Here is a 16,776-nt window from a genome sequence, read left to right as displayed (position 1 = left end):
CTCGGTCCTAATGGAGACCGAGGGGCCTGCTGCTCACCGCGACATTGCGGTCGGGTGAGCGGCCTCGGGGGTGGGCGGGACGTCGGGGTCGGGGGATCTGACGTCCCGCCCACGGCTTTGCGCGAGGCTCACATCTGCGCCGAGGCGGCGCGGATCGCCTGCCGGATCCGTGGGTACGTGCCGCAGCGGCAGATGTTGCGGATCGTGTCGAGGTCGTCGTCGGTGATCTCCCGCCCTTCCGCCGCGACCCGTCGTACGAGCGCGACGGCCGCCATGATCTGGCCGGGCTGGCAGTAGCCGCACTGGGCGACGTCCGCCTCGAGCCAGGCCTCCTGCATCGGGTGCAGGGCACGACCGACCGTCGCAGGCAGGCCCTCGATCGTGGTGACCTCGTCGTTCGGACCGAGGTCCTTGACCGGGACGGCGCACGGGTTGAACGCCGTGCCGTTCAGGTGGCTGGTGCAGGCTTTGCAGACGTTGATGCCGCAGCCGTACTTCGGTCCGGTGACGCCCAGGACGTCGCGCAGGACCCACAGCAGCCGGACGTCGTCCTCGACGTCGACGCTGACCTGGTGGCCGTTGAGCCTGAAGGTGTGCTCGGGCACGGGTGATCTCCTCTGTCAGCGGACGTGGTCCAGGCCGTCGGTGGGGGACTGGGGGATCGGCGGGACGGCGGGTTTGGGTTCGAACGAGAGCGTGCCGTGGTTGATCGGGAACGTGGTCGGCATCGTCCCGGTCGCCCGCGCGTAGGCGCAGGCGACGGCCGCCATCGACGCGGCGACCCCCAGCTCGCCGGCGCCGCCGGGCTCGTCGCTGGTCGGCGGCATGACGATGATCTGGAGGTCTGGGGGCGTGTTCCACTGGCGGGTGTAGAAGTAGTTGTCCCAGCTCGCCTCGAGGAAGTGCCCGTCGCGCAGATGCAGGCTAGAGGTCAGCGCCAGCGCGATCCCGTCCATCAGGCAGCCCATCATCTGCGCCTCGAGCCCGCGGGGGTTGACGGGGAGCCCGACGTCGACCGCGACGACCGCCTTCGTGACCCGCGGGCCGGTGACCGCGTCGCGGATCTGGCGTCCGACCGTCTCGGGACGGCAGTCGAGCTCCACCAGCACGGCGCTCACGGCGCGGTACTCGTCGTGGAACGCGATCCCCTGGGCCACTCCCGCGGGAAGCCGACGCCCCCAGCTCCCGACCTCGGCGACCTTGTCGAGCACGGCCCGCGCGCGGTCGGTGCGCAGCGAGGCCCGCCGCAGCTGGTACGGGTCCTTGTGCATCCGGGCCGCCAGCTTGTCGACCACGAGCTCACGCGCGCACGTCATGTCGGGGGAGTAGACGTTGCGCATGCTGCCGGTGTTGAAGCTCTTGTCGGTCTCGTTCAGCAGCCGGTTGCTCACGCCGAACTCGTACGGCATGGTCTGCGAGAGCTGGAAGAACACCTGGGAGAACGCGCTGTCGCCCACGGGTAGGCTCGCCGCCATCGCGGTGATGATCTCCCCGAGGCCGTGGCCGAGGTCCGTCGCGACGCTGGTGTGCACCTGCGTGAAGCGGAGCACCGAGCTGCCGAGGTAGCTCGCGCGCACCCGGGAGAGAGCCATCGGGTGGGTGCGGCCCTGGCGCGAGTCGTCGGCCCGGTGCCACATGAGCTTGACCGGCTTGCCCATCTTCTGCGAGATCTCGGCCGCCTCCAGCGCGGCGTCGAAGAAGAGCCGCCGTCCGAACGACCCTCCGCCCTCGGTCACGTGCACGGTCACCGCGTGCAGCGGGAGGCCGAGCCGTGCGGCGATCTTCTGGCGCGCCACGATCGGGGACTTCAGGGACGACCAGATCTCGGCTCGGCCTCCACGGACGTCGGCGACGGCGCAGTTGGTCTCGAGCGCGCTGTTGCTGCGGAAGTGGAACGTGAAGCGCTCGTCGACGGTCGGGGTGAGCGGCAGCGCACCGATCGGCAGCTCGGCGCGCCGAAGGTCCGCGATCACGCTCTCGTCGGACTTGCCCTCCGCGCTCCCGGGCCGCCAGGACACCTCCAGCGCGCGGACCGCGTCGATGCACTGGCCGAACGTCCGCGCCCGCACGGCGACGCCGGTCGAGACCGGCACGACGTCCGTCACGCCCGGCATCGCGGCAACCTGGGCAAGGTTGGCCACCGACCGTACGGTGCCGTTGAGGGTGGGGGCGCGGCAGACCATCGTCGGGAGCGCGTCGGGGACCTGAAGGTCCATGGCGAACACCTTGCGTCCCGTCACCGCCGCGAGGGCGTCGACCCTGTTGCGCGCGGTGCCGATCACGGCGAAGTCCTGCCGCGGCTTCAGGCCGACCCGGACCTCCTCCGTACGGGTGCTGGCCGCCGCCGTCGCCAGCCGGCCGATGTCGAGACCGTCGTGCCCCGGCGCGCGCACGATCCCGTCGCGCAGGGTGAGGTCGGACGCGCGTACGCCAAGCTCGGAGGCGGCGGCCGCCAGCAACCGCAGGCGGGCGATCGCCGCCGCGACCCTGATCGGGGTGTACGTCGCGATGGTGGTGTTGGAGCCTCCGGTGAGCTGGTTGAAGACCAGCTCGGGGCGGGCGTCGGCCAGGGTGACCCTGACCCGCTCCAACGGGACGTCGAGCTCCTCGGCGATCAGCATGGCCGACGAGGTCGTGATGCCCTGGCCGACCTCGGCGCGGGGCAGCGCGAACGAGACGGTGCCGTCGGTGTGCACCTGGACGGTGATGAGGTGCGACGTCGGGAGGGCGGCGACGGTCATCATGTCGTTGAGGTCGAGGAAGTCGGTGGGTTGGGGAGTGACAGCGCCGTGGGCGCTGGGCGCGACGCTGAGCTTCGCCGCGGTCGCCAGCGTGGGTGCCGCCATCACGTAGCCGAGGAACCGCCGCCGGCCGATGCCGTCTGGGGACGGGTCGCGCTCGAGATCGCTCATGGGTCCTCCTGGACGTGGAGCAGGCCCGCGCCGTGGCGCGGACCTGCTCCGTCCCCCGGCCGTCGGTCAGCTGGGGTAGTTCGGGTTGTTGGCGGTCGGGATCTCGATGTTGATCTTCTGGCCGGGCTCGAGGTAGAACAGCGCGAACTTGCGCAGCAGCTCGTCGAACATCCAGTAGATCTGCGGAGCGAGCGCGAGCGGCAGACCTGCCTCGCGGAAGCGGACGAACGGGATCCAGGCCGTACGTACGGCCGCGTCGAGGACGGGGTTCCGGTCGATGCCGAGCCAGTCGGTCACTTGGTCTCCGAGCATGTAGCGGGTGACCGACTCGAACGCGGGGCGCGTGATCAGCGTGCCATCGATGCGCTCGCCGAGCCGGACGAGCATCTCGGCGAGCTTCACGCCCTCGGGAGTTGGTCCGAGGAGCGGGACGAGCACCTGCTCGCGCTGGGCGAGAGCCTCGTCCCAGGTCGCCGGGATGTACTCGTCGAGCACGCCGAGCATGTGGGCGGTGACCTGCCAGAGGTGCAGGTAGGCCTCGGCCTCGTCGCGTGGGATGCGGATCTCCCACTCCATGAGCTTCTGCCAGACCGACGACGCGAGACTGTGCCAGGTCACCATGATGTCGAACTGGCTGATCGGGATGTCCTCGTCGGCGCTCGCCACCCAGTGCGGCGACTGGGGGAGGAGGTGTCGGACCGCCGCGTGCGTCAGGCGGGTCTTGACGCAGGTCGGGATCATCTGACCGGTCGGGCGGTACGCGTCCTTCTCGCCGATGTCGTACCCGAGCTTCGCGGTCTTCGCGATCCGGTCCCGCAGGTCGGCGCCGCCCTGCGAGTAGTAGACCGCACGCGCTTCGCGGGGGATGGCCGCGCTCATCATGCCGCTGTTCATCCCGTACAGGACACCCAGGTAGAGGCCGCGCTTCTGGGTGAAGCGGAAGGCCAGGTCGAGCTTGCCCATGTCCGCCCACGCGGGGAGTCGCCGTGCCTGCTCGACGAGAGACCGTACGTCGGTCGGCAGTCCGCTCGGGGTCGCCTGCCCGTTGGTGGCCCACGGTCGCAGCGCGTCGTTGACCGCGGGCACGCCCCCACGGTCGAGGAGGCTGGCGAGCACCGGGTCCGCCAGGTCGTCCCACACGTAGCGCGGGTCCCGGCCCGTGCCCGTACCCGCGATCGAGCCGGTGGACGCCCACGTCCATGCGGCCTTGGCCGGTGTCGCGGCGGCGACGACACCGAAGGCGCCCAGAGCGCCGCTTGCCCGTAAGAGTTTTCGCCTGCTGAGTTCTGCCATGTCGTCACTCCCCGTCGAGTCGCGCACCGTGGCCGGCGGCTTTCGTCGCATGATAGGACGGTATTGGCAAGGTGACAATAAACACTTGCTCTCGGCCAGTAGATGCCGCGGTTCTCGGAATGTTGCCGTGGTGGACGCCGTCACTGCGGCAAGATGACGACATGTCCTCCCCGCGTCGCCGTCTCCCGCCCGACGTGCGCCGCGAGCAGATCGTGAGCGCGGCGAGCCATGTGTTCGCCGAGCGCCCGTACGACGACGTGTCGACGACGGAGATCGCCCGCGCCTGCGGGGTCAGCCGCGGACTGCTCAACCACTACTTCCCGACGAAGCGCGAGCTCTACCTCGCCGTGATCGAGCGGATGCTGGATACCCCGCGGCTGCCCATGCCCGCCTTCGTGGAGGGGGCGACCGCCGAGGACCGGATCGCGCAGAGCGTGCACGAGTGGGTCCGGATGGTCTCGCGCAGCCGCCAGACCTGGCTCGCGGCGTCGAGCTTCCTCGGGACGTCCCGTGACGAGGAGATCGAGCGGCTGTTGAGCGGGTACGTCGAGAGCATGTCCGACCAGATCTGCGAGATCGCCGGGCTGCACGCCGTACGCCGGCAGCCTGCGGTGAGGGTCGCGCTGCACGGCTACTCCGCGTTCGCCACCGTCGTCGCCCGCCGCTGGCTGACCGACGGCGAGGTCACCCGTGACCAGACCGAGGCGCTCCTGCGTGGCGCCCTCGTCTCTCTCGTACGCCAGACCATCCCGTCAGTCGTCGATCCACCCCAGTAGGCCGAGCCGCGGTCCTGTGGTTGGTCGAGTAGCCCGAGCCGCTGGGCGAGGGCGTATCGAGACCCGCGTGGTCTCGATACGGGCTCCGCTGGCGCTCCGCCCTACTCGACCAGCGGACGGTTGGGTGGTCGAGTAGTCCGAGCCGCTGGGCGAGGGCGTATCGAGACCGGCGTGGTCTCGATACGGGCTCCGCTGGCGCTCCGCCCTACTCGACCAGCCAGGTTCCGGTGGTCGAGTAGCGGCATGCGGCGGCGGGATCTGGGTACCCGTCCGGCACCTTGATCCGGGAGGGTGACGAGATGCGAAACAAGAGCGACGCGGCGGTGTCGGTCGAGGAAGCGGCAGCTACGTACGAGGAGCGGAGCCGACGGACGCGGCGCATGACGTCGAGGGTGGTCGCGGCGGGTGCGGTCGGACTGGCCGGTGTCGTCGCCGCCGGGATCGCGGGCTGGGAGCCGATAGGCTGACGTGTGGACTTTCTCGCCCCCGACGGCACGCGCCTCGCTTATCGGCGTACGGGCACGGGTCACCCGGTGGTCTGCATCCCCGGCGGCCCGATGCTCCCGGCCGACTACCTCGGTGACCTCGGCGGCCTGAGCGAAGACGCGGAGCTGGTGCTCCTCGACCACCGGGGGAGCGGGGCGTCCGAGAAGCCGGCCGATCCGGCGACGTACCGGTGCGACCGCGTCGTGGACGACGTCGAGGCGCTGCGCGCGCACCTGGGTCTCGAGCGGCTCACCCTGCTCGCACACTCGGCCGGCGCGAACGTCGCCGTACGGTACGCGGAGCGGTATCCCGAACGTCTCGAACGGGTCGTCCTCGTCACCCCGAGCCCGCGGGCGGTGGGTGTCGAGATCAGCGACGAGGAGCGGTCTGCCGTGGCGCGCACGCGTGCGGGCGAGCCGTGGTACGCCGACGCGGCCGCCGCGCTCGCGCGGATCCAGGCGGGCGAGCCGACGCCGTCCGACTGGGCGGCGATCACGCCGCTCACGTACGGACGCTGGGACGCCGACGTCGCCGCGTACGACGCGTCAACGGACGCGTCGCGCAACGCGGAGGCGGCTGAGCACTTCGGTGCCGACGGCGCATTCGACCCTCCGGCCACGCGCGCCGCGCTCGCGACGCTCGACGTCCCCGTGCTCGTCCTCGCCGGGAGCGTGGACGTCGGCAACCCGGTCGGCGCGATGACGCGGGTCGTCGACCTGTTCCCGCGCGCCGAGCTCGTCGTGCAGGAGGGCGCGGGCCACTTCCCGTGGGTGGACGACGGGCCGGCCTTCCGCCAGCTCGTCGCGACGTGGCTCGCGCGGTGAGCGCGCCCGGCGGTCACCGCGTGGCGAAGAACCCGACCAGCGCGTCGGCGAGCGCGGCGGGTGCCTCCTCGGCCATGTGGTGCCCTGAGTCGATCCCGCCGCCGCGGACGTCGTCGGCCCACTTCCGCCAGATCGGCACCGGGTCGCCGTAGAGCTCCTCGAGGTCGTCGCGCAACGACCACAGGACCAGCAAGGGCATCGGCAGAAGGCGACCGGCGGCCCGGTCGGCCTCCTCGTGCTCACGGTCGATCGTGAGCCCGGCGCGGTAGTCCTCGAGCATCGCGCGGACGACGTCGGGGTTGCGCATCGCTCGCCGCCACTCGGCGTAGTTGGCCGCGCCCATCGTGGCGGGGTCGCCGGCGTACCAGCGGTCGGGGTCGGCGTTGATGACCCGCTCCGGGATGTCGGGCTGGGCGAAGAAGAACCAGTGCCACCACTGCGTGGCGAACCGGGCGTCCGCCCGGTCGAGGTGCTCGGTGACAGGGAGGCAGTCGAGGAGCGCGAGCCGCGCGACGCGCTCGGGGTGATCCAGGGCGAGGCGCAGCGCGACGAGGCTGCCGCGGTCATGACCGACGAGATGGAAGCGTTCGTGGCCGAGCGTCGTCATGAGCGCTGCCAAATCACCGGCGACGGCGCGCTTGCTGTGCGCGCTGTGGTCGTCGGTGGGTGGCGGACCGACGGACTGGCCGTAGCCGCGCAGGTCCGGGCACGCCACGGAGAAGCCCGCCTCCACCAGCCGGGGCGCGACGCGGTGCCACGTCGCACCCGTACGGGGGTGGCCGTGCAGGAGGAGCACCGCGGGCCCGGCCCCTCCGTGGCGGACGTGCACCGTCGCGCCCTCCACGGGGACGTCCTCGACCGTGAAGCCGTCGAACATCGAGGTCACTCGCGCGAGTCCCGGTCCTGCTCGTACTGCTGGTTGGTGGTGTCGACGAGCTCCTGAGCGACGTCGCGGAGCTTGATGTTGCTGGTCGAGGAGGCTCTCACCAGGAAGTGGAACGCCTGGTCCTCCGAGATCTTGTAGCGCTCGCTGACGATGCCGATGGCCTGCCCGATCACCTTGCGCGTCACCAGGGCGTCGTTGAGGTGCTCCTCCTGTCGTGCGCGTCCGAGAGCGATGGTGGCGTGCGAGGCGAACAGAGCGGCGAGCTCGACCGCGCCCTCGGCGATGGCGTCGGAGTTGACCGAGTAGAGGTTGAGGCCACCGAGCGTCTCGTCTTCGTCGAAGAGCCGGACCCCGAGCTGCGCGCGGAGGCCGACCTGCGCCGCCGCCGGCATGTAGTCGGGCCAGCGGGGATCGTTCGCGGCGTCCTCGACCGCCACGATCGAGGACTCACGGATCGCGTCGACGCAGGGCCCCTGACCCAGGTCGTACTGAAGGGTGTCCAGCTCCCACACGATCTGGTCGGTCCCCGCGAGAGTCTCGATGCGGCCGTCGCGGTGGATGACGGAGATGCCGACGTGGTCGAAACCCGGCACGGTCTGGCGCGCCGACTCGATGATGGCGTCGAGCGTCGCCTCCAGAGAACGTGGCTGGTGGATCGCCCGCGCGGCGTCGGTCAACGCCTGGGCGACCTCAAGTGACCCTGAGCTCATTGCCTGACAGTACACCCGCCGAACCACGTTCTCGGTTTATGCAAGAAGCCCTTGGGGAACCCCTCCGGGGAGCGTCTTTCGGAGGTCTCCCATGTCCCGACGTCACCTGGATCTGCGCCGTCCCGTGCTGGCGGCCACGGCCGCTCTCGCCCTCGGCGGCTCGTTGCTCGCGGCGCCGCCGAGCACGGCCGCGCCGACCGACCCCGCGCCCGACGGACCGGGGGTGAAGAGCACCTGGACCGAGGCCGACAAGACCGGATTCGGTACGGCGCGGACGCGTCGGAGCAACGTGTGGTTCACGCTGCAGCGAGGACGGGTGAGCGAGGTCTTCTACCCCGACCTGTCGACGCCGAGCGTGCGCAGCCTCGAGCTCGTCGTCACCGACGGCGCGACGTTCACTGATCGCGAGTCGGACATGAGGCCGGTCGTCAGCCGTCCGGACCGGCGAAGCCTGCGCTTCTCTCAGGTGACCGGTCGGCCGGGCCGCTACCGGGTCGTCAAGCACGTCGTCACCGACCCCCGACGCGACGCCCTCGTCGTCCGTGTCCGCCTCCGCTCGCTCGACGGGGGCCGGTACCGGCTGTTCGTCCGCCACGACCCCGCGCTGAACAACGACGGGATGGACGACCGCGCCCGTACGGTCGGCCGGACGCTCGTGGCCTCCGACGGTGAGGTCGCCACCGCCCTGCGCGCCCGCCCGCGGCTCGGTGCGACGAGCAACGGGTACGCCGGCACGGCCAGCGACGGGTGGCGCGACCTGCGCGCGGACCACCGGCTCGATCGACGCCACCGCTCCGCAGGTCCGGGCAACGTCGTCCAGACCGCACGCGTGAGCCGCGTCGACGGCCGGCCAGGTCGCCAGCGCGCGACGCTCACGCTCGGTTTCGGTGGGCGGCCGGCGCAGGCGCGAGCGACCGCTGCGGCCAGCGCGCGGACGCCGTGGTCCACTGTCGAGCGCCGATACGACCGGGGGTGGCACCGCTACCTGGCGGGGTTGAAGCCGATGCCCAGGAGTGCGGCGCCGGTCCGTCGCGAGTACCTCGCGTCGGCCCTCGTGCTCGCGGCCGCAGAGGACAAGCAGAATCCTGGCGCCGTCGTGGCGTCGCCCTCCGCGCCGTGGGTGTGGGGCGACGAGGTCCCGGACCTGTCGTCGCCGTCCGGCGCCTACCACCTGGTCTGGTCGCGTGACTCGTACGAGTTCGGCAGCGCGATGTGGGCGATGGGGGACAAGGCCGCCGCACGTCGCATCGTCGACTGGCTCTTCACCGTCCAGCAGAGGCCCGACGGCTCCTTCCCGCAGAACTCCGACGTACGGGGAGAGCCGGTGTGGTCGGAGCTGCAGCTCGACGAGGTGGCACTCCCGATCGTGCTCGCCCGCCTGACGGGCAAGACCGACCGTGCCACCTACCGCGGCGTACGGCGCGCGGCGACCTTCTTGGAGCGGTTCCGCGACGAGGAGACGGGCCGTGCTGCGCCGTACTCGCCGCAGGAGCGTTGGGAGAACCAGTCCGGCTACTCCCCGAACTCCATCGCCGCCCAGATCGCCGGGCTCGTCTGCGCCGCCGACCTCGCCCGCAAGAACGGGGACGTGGCGTCGGCGCGGCGCTGGGAGCAGCTGGCGGACCGGTGGGCCGCTGGGGTGAAGGGCTGGACGGTCACCACCAACGGTCCGCTCTCCGACCGGCCGTACTTCCTCAGGCTCACCAAGAACGGCCTCCCGAACACGGCGTCCCCGTACGCGATGGGTGACGGCGGCCCGCCGCAGATCGACCAGCGGCGCGTGGTGGACCCCAGCTTCCTCGCGCTCACGCGGTGGGGGATCCTGCCTGCCGACGACCCGGTGGTCGCCTCGTCGCTCGCCGTCGTCGACCGCGAGCTGAAGGTGCAGACGCCGAACGGCCCGTTCTGGCGCCGGTTCAGCTTCGACGGGTACGGCGAGACGCGCGACGGCGGGCAGTGGACGATCACCGACCCGGGCACGTTCACCACGCTCGGTCGTGCCTGGCCTCTCCTGACCGGTGAGCGTGGCGAGCACGAGGTCGCCACGGGCCGCGACGCCTCGACGTACCTCTCGGCCATCGCCGCGTCCGCGAACGCCGGCGACATGATCTCCGAGCAGGTCTGGGACGGTCGGCCCCCGACCGGTCGCCCCTGCTGCGAGGAGGGCGAGGGCACCCGTGCGGCGACACCGTTGGTGTGGTCGCACGGGCTGCTCGTCCGCCTCGCCTGGACCATGCAGCGCGGCCGCCCGGCGGACCAGCAGGACGTCGTCGCGCGGCGCTACCTCGACTGATCCTCAGACCTCGACGTCGGTGGGCGAGCGCGTGGCCGCGACCCCAGGGAGACTAGAAGGACGATCTGGCCCCGGCGGGTGACGAGCACGAGCCGAAGGAGATCGCCGATGCGCGGAGTCATGATGTACGGCGCCGGTGACGTGCGTACCGAGGAGCGCGAGGACCCGACGATCGTCGCGCCGACCGACGCCGTCATCCGTGTCACCGCGACGTGCATCTGCGGCTCGGACCTGTGGCCGTACCGCGGGCTCGAGTCGCTGGCGGCGACGCCGGCGCCGATGGGTCACGAGTACGTGGGCGTGGTCGAAGAGGTCGGCCCGGACGTGCGAGGCGTCGACGTCGGCGCGTTCGTCGTCGGCTCCTTCGTCGCGTCCGACAACACCTGCGAGATCTGCCGTGCGGGTTATCAGTCTCGGTGCGTCCACCAGGTGATGATGGGGGCGATCGGAACCCAGGCGGAGCGGGCCCGCATCCCGTGGGCCGACGGCACCCTCGTCGCCTCCGCCGGGCCGCCGAGCGCCGACCTCGTCCCCTCGCTGCTCGCCGCCTCCGACGTCCTCGGGACAGGCTGGTACGCAGCGGTTGCTGCAGCGTCCGGTCCGGGCAAGACGATCGCCGTCGTCGGAGACGGTGCCGTCGGTCTCTCGGCGGTTCTCGCCGCGCGCCAGCTCGGGGCAGAACGCGTCGTCGCGTTCAGCCGCCACCCCGCGCGGCAGGCGCTGGCGCGCGAGTTCGGCGCTACCGACGTCGTCGAGGAGCGCGGGGACGACGGCGCGGCGAGGGTCGTGGCACTCACCGGCGGGTACGGCGCTCACGGGGTCGTGGAAGCAGTCGGCACGCAGGAGTCGATGTGGCAGGCCATCCGAGCGACGCGACCGGGTGGCTACGTCGGATATGTCGGCGTCTCGCACGGTGTCGAGCTGGAGGGGCTTCCGTTGTTCTTCAGCAGCGTGCACCTGCACGGCGGCCCCGCCCCCGTGCGGCGTTTCCTTCCGGAGCTGCTCTCGCTGATCGAAGACCGGACGATCGATCCCGGTCGGGTGTTCGACTTGACGCTTCCGTTGGAGGAGGCGGCCGAGGGGTATCGAGCGATGGACCAGAGGCTCGCCACGAAGGTGCTCCTCACCCTCTGAGGTGCACGAGGGGTTTCGACGTGCGGCTCCGGGGAATGTCACCTGAGGATGGAGCTTCGGGCGACCTGTCCGCAGCGAGCCCACATCAATCGAGCGCGCCTGGTGGCGCGGGCGGAAGGAGATCACCATGAGCGAGTTCGATCCCGAGTCCACGGAAGGTCCCGCGGACGGGGGTGCCGAGGGCGTCCCCGGCGTGCACGACGGTGGTGCTGACGGCGGTGCCGACAGCGGTGCCGACGGCGGTGCCGACGGCGGCGCCGAGGGTCCCGCGGACGGGGGTGCCGAGGGTGTCCCCGGTGTCCACGACGGTGGTGCTGACGGTGGCGCCGACAGCGGTGCCGACGGCGGGGCCGACGGCGGCGCATGACGACGGTTCACCCGAGCGGGGCGTCCCTCAGCGAGGGGCGCCCCGGTCACCGCCGGGACGCTGACGCACGACGGCCGCTGGAACGCCTCCTGGGCTGCTCGGCCGAGACGTTCGCCGAGGTCGCCTGGGGACGCGAGCCGCTGCTGGTCACGGCCGAGGAGCGAGACGGCCGGTTCGAGGAGCTGTTCGACGAAGCGGCCGTCGACTCCCTGCTGTCCGAGAACGGCCTACGGACTCCGTTCCTTCGCGTCGCCCGGGACGGGACGACGTTGCCGAACCGCGACTTCACCGCGGGCGCCGGCGTCGGAGCGGGCATCGGTGACCAGGCGGACGACTCGCGGCTCAGCGCGCTCTTCGCCGACGGGGCCACGCTCGTCCTTCAGGGACTCCACCGGACGTGGCCGCCGCTCGTACGCTTCGTCGCCGACCTGGCCGGCGAGCTCGGGCACCCCGTGCAGGCCAACGCGTACGTCACGCCGCCGCAGTCCCAGGGGTTCGACGACCACTACGACGTCCACGACGTGTTCGTCCTGCAGGTCAGCGGCGAGAAGGAGTGGCGCATCCACCGGCCCGTCCTCGAGTCGCCGCTGCGCGACCAGCCGTGGACGCTCCACCGAGAGGCGGTGAGGCTCCGGGCCGAGGAGCCGCCGCTGATCCGTACGGTGCTGCGGCCCGGTGACTGTCTCTACCTGCCGCGCGGCTACCTGCACGCGGCCACCGCCCTCGGCGACGTGAGCACCCATCTGACCCTTGGTGTCCACGCCTGGACGCGGCACGCGGTCGCCAACGAGGTCGTCGCGGCCGTCCTGTCGGCGCTCGCCGACGACCCCGAGGTTCGGACCTCCCTGGCCGCGGGCCTCGATGTGGGGAGCGTTGACGACGTCCGCGGCGACGTCTCCCTCGTACGCGAGCGTCTCGCCGCCGCGTTGGAGCGCGTCGACGAGAGCCTCGTGGCCGAACGGCTCGCCGCCGCGTCGCGAGCAGCGGGGCGTCCTGCCCCCGTCGGCCCCGTACGGCAGCTTCGCGCAGCGCAAGAGCTTGCGGCCGACGACCGCCTCCTGCTGCGTGACCACCTGCAGCCCGTCCTGGAAGACGCCGACGGAGAACGGGGCGCGCGCCTCGTGAGCCGCGTCGGCACCGTGGCGCTCGGGTCAGCCGACGTCGCCGCCGTGCGGGAGCTCCTCGACCACGGGGAGTGCGCGGCCGCGAGGCTCGGGGACGACCTGGCGCGTCGCTTGCTCGCGCGTGCGGTCGTGGTCCGTGCCGACTGAGCGGGTGACGCCTCCCGCAGGTGCGAGCGCGGAGCCGTTCCGGTGCGCGACGGCAGCACGCCGCCGCGGTGACCCGTTGGTCGCGACGGCGACGCCCGCGCGACGGTGGTTGCTCATCGAGCACCCCGGCCCATGGCCGTTCAACGCCTTCGCCTCCGACGCGATCGCCCCCGACGTGCTCGGCGCCCTCGCGAAGGCTGCCCGCTCCGCGCAGGCGCGGCTGCTCATGATCCGGCGTCCCGGTCGTCAGACGGTGGGAGCCGTGCGGCGGTGGGCGGTCATCGACGACGACCCCGCGTGCGGTCAGGTGTGGGGGACCTGGCGCGACAGCCTCGACCTGCGCGAGGCCGCGGCGGTGGTCGGCGAGCCGCTGTCGGACACGGTCGGCCCACCTCGTACGACGCTGCTCGTGTGCACCCACGGCAGGCACGACGTCTGCTGCGCTGTGCGCGGGCGTCCGGTCGCCGCCGCGCTGGCCGCACGATGGCCCGAAGAGACGTGGGAGTGTTCCCACCTTGGCGGCGACCGGTTCGCCGCCAACGTCGTCGTGCTGCCGGGAGGGACCACGTACGGCAACCTCGACGCTGAGAACGCGGTCGACGTGGTCGGCAGCCATCTCGGCGGGGCCGTCGTGCCCGAGCACCTGCGCGGCGTCGCCTCTGCACCGCCCTACGGGCAGGCCGCCGTCATCGCCGTCTACGAGCGGTACGGCCCGCTGCCGCCCGAGGCGGTCCGATTCGTCGCAGGCCACCCCGTGGCGGACGAGACCTGGGCGTGCGAGGTGGAGGTCCGCCGCGACGGCCAGGTGCTGCGCCTCACGGCGCAGGTCGAGGCGAGCGCGCAGCCGCCCGCGCTGCTGACGTGCGGAGCGGGCGCGGAGACCTCCGCGACGGCGTACGCGGTGACGAGCCTGGAGCCCGTCTAACTTCTCGAAATTCGGAGCAATCCGTCGCCGTACGGGTTCCGAAGCACTCGCATGGAGCTTCCCGACCTCGGCCAGCAGGCCTGCACGCTGAGGGGACGCGTCCTGACCGCTGAGGAGGAGGCGCGATGAGGTCGCGACCTCCGAATCACGCGGTCCCTAAGGGTCCACGGACCGAAGGAAGGGTGGGCCAGGAACCTGGCCGCCATCGACAGGGAGGAAGTGACCGCATGTCCAAGCGTGCGTTCATCAGGATTCTCGCGGCGTTCGCCGCGGTCGTCGGACTGGTCGCCACCGGGGTGGGATCCCCCGCACAGGCGCAGGCGCAGGAGCAGAAGCGACGGGTCGGCTACACCCAGGTCGTCGTCGCGCCTGCCGTGTACGACCTCATCGGCAGCGCCGGCATCACCCCCGCAGCGGTGGGTGGAGCCAAGGCGTTCGCCTACAAGGGCACGCTCGCGGCCCGCTTCCCGATCACGGGCTACTCGGTCGGCAAGCTCCGCATCAAGCACAGCGGGGGCATCAGCCTCTCCGCCGGCTCTGCCAACATCACGCTCCGCAGGTTCAACATCGATCTCGGCCGGCTGCGGGTCAGCGGCAAGGTCACCGGTTCGGCGGTCGGCAACGCCGGACGGGTTGACCTGTTCAAGATCCGCCTGACCGACCGCCCGGGGCTCGGCCTGGTGAAGCTCCAGCTCACCGGGACGGCTGCGGGTGCGCTCAACGCGACGTTCGGCGTGAACGCGTTCAGCGCCGGCGACACCTTCGGGTACGCCACGCCTCGTCCGCTCGGGAGGTTCTGAGCGCGTACGACCGTCGGCGGGAGCGGATGACAGGTCCGCTCCCGCCGACTGCACATCTGCCCGTGTGGGCGGCGTCCTCGCTGGGCACCGGACGGTCAATGCTTGGCCGGCGGCGCCAACGGGCAAGCACCAGGCCCGGGCGGCTCGAAAACAGCGGACGCCCGGGCCGCCCCCCGGGGGCGTGCCCTCGGCGGTCAGGCCGCCGGGTTCCCGCCGGCGCCCAGGGAGGGGATCTCTCGGGTGGCGACGACGTGCTGGGCCACCGCGAGGAGCTTCCTGTTCGTGACGCTGGAGACGCGTTGGAGGGTCTGGAAGCTGCGCACCGGGTCGAGGCCGTAGCGTTCCATCACGATTCCCATCGCCTGACCGATCACCGTGCGTGTCTGCACCGAGCGTCCGAGCTGCTCGATCTTGCGCGAGGCAGCGAGCGCGACTGCGATGTGGGCGGCCATCGCGTAGCCGACGGCGTCGTCGTTGTCGTCGAAGGCGTCCACCCTGTCCGAGTAGAGGTTGAGGGCACCGTAGTCGTCGGCGGCGGTGAACAGCTGGAAGCAGTAGATGCTGCCGAACCCGAGGTCTCGATGGACCTGCTGGCTCCACCTCGTCCACCGCCGGTCGGTCGCGAGGTCGCGCACGAGCGTCGTCTCGTGGTCGCGGATGGTGTCCAGGCACGGCCCCTCGCCGAGGGTGTACTGCAGACGGTCGGCCTGCGCCGCTCGCGGCCCGGTGGAGTGCGGGGTCTCGACCTGGCCGCCTCTCCCGACGAGGCTCACCGCAGCCTCGTCGCAGCCGTCGATGGTCTCGACCGTGAGCTTGAGGGCCTGGTCCAGGGTGTCGGACTCGTCGGCCTGGTCGCGAAGCGAGCGCGCCAGCTCGGCGAACCCGCCGTCGGACTCTCGCCCTCCTGCCATGGGGCGAGCGTACTGGCGTGCTCGCCGGGCCTACAGGCCACTTGCCGAATTGCCCGCGTATGTCTCGTCTGTCGGGGTACCACACGCACCTGGAGTCGCGGTGCACCAGGCACGTGGCGCAGGACGACGAGGAGAAGGCGATGCCCCCTAGGAAGAAGGCAGCCAACAGCGGCGGCGGCACCCGCGTGACCGACGACAGCCTGCGGGTGCGTCAGGTCACCCACTACCAGTTCAGCTGGGCCGCCGAGGGCGGTGGCCAGGACGGTCTCTGGACGCTGCAGCTGGTGCTCGACGAAGGCGCGTGGGAGGAGGTGCTCACTGTCAGCACGGAAGACGCCGACGTCCTGCAGGACGTCCTGACGAACACGGGCACCGTCTTCTACGACATCGATCGTCGCGTGCTGATGTTCGGCGTGACCAAGACCGGGGCCTGAGCACGTCGCACCGGGGGTGCGACCGCGCACCGCACCCCCGGTGCGTCCGACGGGCCAGCCCGCTACCCGTGCAGCGACGGCCGGTAGACGAGCTCCACGGTGCCGCCGTCGAGCGTGCGGCTCTCGAGCAGCTCCAGGTCGAAGTCGTCGGCGCCGGCGAAGACCGGGTCCGTCCCCGTCCTCCCGGTGAGAACGGGGAAGACGGTGACCTGCACGCGGTCCACGAGTCCCGAGGCCATCAGCGCGTGGTTCATCGAGAGGCTGCCGTGGGAGCGCAGCGGCACGTCCGACTCCTGCTTGAGACGAGCCACGACGTCGACGGCGTCGCCGCTGGCGAGCGTCGCGTGCGGCCATTCGAGCGGGCCGTCGAGCGTGCTCGACACGACGGTCGTCGGGAGGCTCATCATCCGCGCGTTGATCGGGTCGCCCTTCAGTGCTTCGGGAGACGGTCCGAGCATCTCGACGAACTCCCGGTAGGTGCGGGCCCCGAGGACCAGCCGTTGCTCCTGCTCGTACTGGGCGAGCCGGTGCGCGAGGAACTCGGGGCCGTGCTTGCCCCAGTAGCCGCCCCAGTCGCCGCCCTCTCCGTACGAGCCGAAGCCGTCGAGAGTGGAGACGACGTCGAACGTGTAGGTCGCGGCCATGTGGGCTCCCAGGGTGCAGTGGACTGCGTACGAAGGGAGGACCGACCCCACGACGAAACTCATCGGTGGCACCCTTCGTGCCCGAGATGACTGGTGAGCCGTTCGCGCGT

The 16,776-nt window shown here is 71.5% G+C and carries 17 protein-coding genes; 10 read left to right on the top strand and 7 right to left on the bottom strand.

Annotated features, from left to right (window positions below):
• Positions 1–128: 128 nt before the first annotated feature.
• From NYZ95_RS20325 to NYZ95_RS05620, 3 genes are all read right to left on the bottom strand, one after another.
• On the bottom strand, positions 129–605 hold the full coding sequence (locus NYZ95_RS20325; protein ID WP_262849588.1) for a (2Fe-2S)-binding protein: 477 nt from the start codon (positions 603–605) through the stop codon (positions 129–131).
• A gap of 15 nt (positions 606–620) precedes the next feature.
• Positions 621–2,912 carry a molybdopterin cofactor-binding domain-containing protein gene (locus NYZ95_RS05625; RefSeq protein WP_262849585.1) on the bottom strand — a complete coding sequence of 764 codons (2,292 nt, stop codon included), beginning with the start codon at positions 2,910–2,912 and terminating at the stop codon, positions 621–623.
• 66 nt (positions 2,913–2,978) lie between these two features.
• Complete coding sequence (locus NYZ95_RS05620; protein WP_262849583.1) at positions 2,979–4,256, bottom strand: oxygenase MpaB family protein; 1,278 nt, start codon at positions 4,254–4,256, stop codon at positions 2,979–2,981.
• Positions 4,257–4,366: 110 nt separating this feature from the next.
• On the opposite strand from NYZ95_RS05620, the gene NYZ95_RS05615 reads away from it, so the two are divergent.
• The 3 genes from NYZ95_RS05615 to NYZ95_RS05605 all read left to right on the top strand — a co-directional run bounded on the left by NYZ95_RS05615 (position 4,367) and on the right by NYZ95_RS05605 (position 6,291).
• Positions 4,367–4,981 (top strand): TetR/AcrR family transcriptional regulator, encoded by a 615-nt coding sequence (locus NYZ95_RS05615; RefSeq protein ID WP_262849580.1) that lies wholly within the window; start codon positions 4,367–4,369, stop codon positions 4,979–4,981.
• A 299-nt stretch (positions 4,982–5,280) separates the two neighbouring features.
• A complete protein-coding gene (locus NYZ95_RS05610) occupies positions 5,281–5,448 on the top strand; it encodes a hypothetical protein (RefSeq protein WP_262849578.1) in 168 nt (55 codons plus the stop codon).
• Between the two features lie 3 nt (positions 5,449–5,451).
• Positions 5,452–6,291 (top strand): alpha/beta fold hydrolase, encoded by an 840-nt coding sequence (locus NYZ95_RS05605; protein WP_262849575.1) that lies wholly within the window; start codon positions 5,452–5,454, stop codon positions 6,289–6,291.
• A 13-nt stretch (positions 6,292–6,304) separates the two neighbouring features.
• Here the strand turns inward: NYZ95_RS05605 and NYZ95_RS05600 are convergent, their stop codons facing one another.
• Positions 6,305–7,168 carry an alpha/beta fold hydrolase gene (locus tag NYZ95_RS05600; RefSeq protein WP_262849963.1) on the bottom strand — a complete coding sequence of 288 codons (864 nt, stop codon included), beginning with the start codon at positions 7,166–7,168 and terminating at the stop codon, positions 6,305–6,307.
• Positions 7,169–7,173: 5 nt separating this feature from the next.
• Positions 7,174–7,887: a GAF and ANTAR domain-containing protein gene (locus NYZ95_RS05595; protein ID WP_262849573.1), complete on the bottom strand. Its 714-nt coding sequence runs from the start codon at positions 7,885–7,887 to the stop codon at positions 7,174–7,176.
• Positions 7,888–7,978: 91 nt separating this feature from the next.
• On the opposite strand from NYZ95_RS05595, the gene NYZ95_RS05590 reads away from it, so the two are divergent.
• The 6 genes from NYZ95_RS05590 (at position 7,979) to NYZ95_RS05565 (ending at position 14,677) form a co-directional block, all read left to right on the top strand.
• Positions 7,979–10,180, top strand: coding sequence for a glycoside hydrolase family 15 protein (locus NYZ95_RS05590; protein WP_262849570.1), 2,202 nt, complete (start codon positions 7,979–7,981; stop codon positions 10,178–10,180).
• 108 nt (positions 10,181–10,288) lie between these two features.
• Positions 10,289–11,314, top strand: coding sequence for a zinc-dependent alcohol dehydrogenase family protein (locus NYZ95_RS05585; RefSeq protein WP_262849568.1), 1,026 nt, complete (start codon positions 10,289–10,291; stop codon positions 11,312–11,314).
• A gap of 127 nt (positions 11,315–11,441) precedes the next feature.
• A complete protein-coding gene (locus tag NYZ95_RS05580; RefSeq protein ID WP_262849566.1) occupies positions 11,442–11,681 on the top strand; it encodes a hypothetical protein in 240 nt (79 codons plus the stop codon).
• A complete protein-coding gene (locus tag NYZ95_RS05575) occupies positions 11,678–12,952 on the top strand; it encodes a cupin domain-containing protein (RefSeq protein ID WP_262849564.1) in 1,275 nt (424 codons plus the stop codon). The genes NYZ95_RS05580 and NYZ95_RS05575 overlap by 4 nt, the downstream gene beginning before the upstream one ends.
• Positions 12,953–12,956: 4 nt before the next feature.
• Positions 12,957–13,877: a ferredoxin family protein gene (locus tag NYZ95_RS05570; protein ID WP_262849562.1), complete on the top strand. Its 921-nt coding sequence runs from the start codon at positions 12,957–12,959 to the stop codon at positions 13,875–13,877.
• Between the two features lie 227 nt (positions 13,878–14,104).
• On the top strand, positions 14,105–14,677 hold the full coding sequence (locus NYZ95_RS05565) for a hypothetical protein (protein WP_262849560.1): 573 nt from the start codon (positions 14,105–14,107) through the stop codon (positions 14,675–14,677).
• 194 nt (positions 14,678–14,871) lie between these two features.
• On the opposite strand, the gene NYZ95_RS05560 is transcribed toward NYZ95_RS05565, so the two are convergent.
• Positions 14,872–15,588 carry a GAF and ANTAR domain-containing protein gene (locus NYZ95_RS05560; RefSeq protein WP_262849558.1) on the bottom strand — a complete coding sequence of 239 codons (717 nt, stop codon included), beginning with the start codon at positions 15,586–15,588 and terminating at the stop codon, positions 14,872–14,874.
• Between the two features lie 113 nt (positions 15,589–15,701).
• Between NYZ95_RS05560 and NYZ95_RS05555 the strand changes: the two genes are divergently transcribed.
• Positions 15,702–16,022 carry a hypothetical protein gene (locus NYZ95_RS05555; RefSeq protein ID WP_262849556.1) on the top strand — a complete coding sequence of 107 codons (321 nt, stop codon included), beginning with the start codon at positions 15,702–15,704 and terminating at the stop codon, positions 16,020–16,022.
• Positions 16,023–16,084: 62 nt separating this feature from the next.
• Here NYZ95_RS05555 and NYZ95_RS05550 read toward each other — a convergent pair whose 3' ends face one another.
• Entirely contained in the window at positions 16,085–16,729 is a 645-nt protein-coding gene (locus tag NYZ95_RS05550; protein WP_262849553.1) for a dihydrofolate reductase family protein, read from the bottom strand.
• Between the last annotated feature and the right edge of the window lie 47 nt (positions 16,730–16,776).

This window comes from Mumia quercus, from assembly GCF_025506335.1.
GTDB lineage: Bacteria > Actinomycetota > Actinomycetes > Propionibacteriales > Nocardioidaceae > Mumia > Mumia quercus.
The sequence above is the reverse complement of the archived record's forward strand: the minus strand, read 5'-3'. Positions and strand labels throughout refer to the sequence as shown.